The organism is Microbacterium sp. BF1 (assembly GCF_019279095.1).
GTDB classification, from domain to species: domain Bacteria; phylum Actinomycetota; class Actinomycetes; order Actinomycetales; family Microbacteriaceae; genus Microbacterium; species Microbacterium maritypicum.
In genome coordinates this window covers 1-1117 of sequence record NZ_JAGYWT010000659.1, presented here as the reverse complement: position 1 = coordinate 1117, position 1117 = coordinate 1, and the positions used below count along the sequence as shown (strand labels likewise).

Here is a 1117-nt window from a genome sequence, read left to right as displayed (position 1 = left end):
CTCTCGCCTCCGCGCGCCGAGTGGCATCGGCAGCGTTCGGCGACGACGCGCTCATCCTCGAACGCCTCATCCGACGCCCGAGGCATATCGAGGTGCAGGTCTTCGGAGACGCGCACGGCACGGTCATCGCACTCGGCGAGCGCGAGTGCACCCTGCAGAGACGGCATCAGAAGGTCATCGAGGAGGCGCCGTCGGCGGGCATCCCCGCCTCCACCCGTGAGCGACTGCTCTCGGCAGCCGTCCTCGCCGCAGAGAGCGTCGAGTACGTCGGCGCGGGCACCGTCGAGTTCCTCATCGATGCCGATGCGCCAGACGAGGTGTTCTTCATCGAGATGAACACCCGCCTCCAGGTGGAGCATCCCGTGACCGAAGAGGTCACCGGCCTCGATCTAGTCGCTCTCCAGCTCCGCGCGGCCGCGGGGCTGGCGCTGGAGGTCACTCCGCGTCTGCGCGGCCACGCGGTCGAGGCACGTGTGTACGCGGAGTCGCCGGAACGCGGGTTCCTTCCCTCCACCGGGACGGTGCTGCTGTTCGATCCGCCGTCGGGCGTTCGCGTGGATGCGGCGATCGAGACCGGGAGCGAGGTGACCGGGTTCTACGACCCGATGATCGCGAAGGTGATCGCTTTCGCCGACGACCGCGCCACCGCGCTCGCGCGACTGGACGAGGCGCTCGCCCGCACGGTCGTCCTGGGCGTCGAGACCAACATCGCCTTCCTCCGCACGCTCTGCCAGGACCCGCGCGTCATCGAGGGCGACCTCGAGACCGGGCTCATCGAGACCCTGCTTCCGCTCGGCACGCTGAGGCCGTCGCCGGCACAGCTCGCGGCAGCGAAGGACGCGGTCGCGGGAACCGCCGCGCCGATGCGGACCACCGCCCTGTGGCGGGACCTTCCCGGCTGGCGCCTGGGGGCCGGGGATGCGGCACCGCCTCTGTTCGTCGCCCTCACGGATGACGACGAAGAGGTCGCGCTCGACGAAGGATCGGCTTCGAGATCGCGAAGCGCTGTCCACGCCGCAGTGGACGCGGACGCCGCTGTGTGGGTGGCCGAGGACGGTCGCACGGTTCGCCTCCGCCCCCTCGACAGGAAGCAGCGGATGAAGCGACGGCTGTCCGC

At 70.5% G+C, this 1117-nt stretch carries 1 pseudogene; it reads left to right on the top strand.

The annotated features are described in order from the left end of the window. Positions 1-20: 20 nt before the first annotated feature. A pseudogene (locus KZA10_RS15805) lies at positions 21-1117 on the top strand (acetyl/propionyl-CoA carboxylase subunit alpha); the annotation flags it as partial.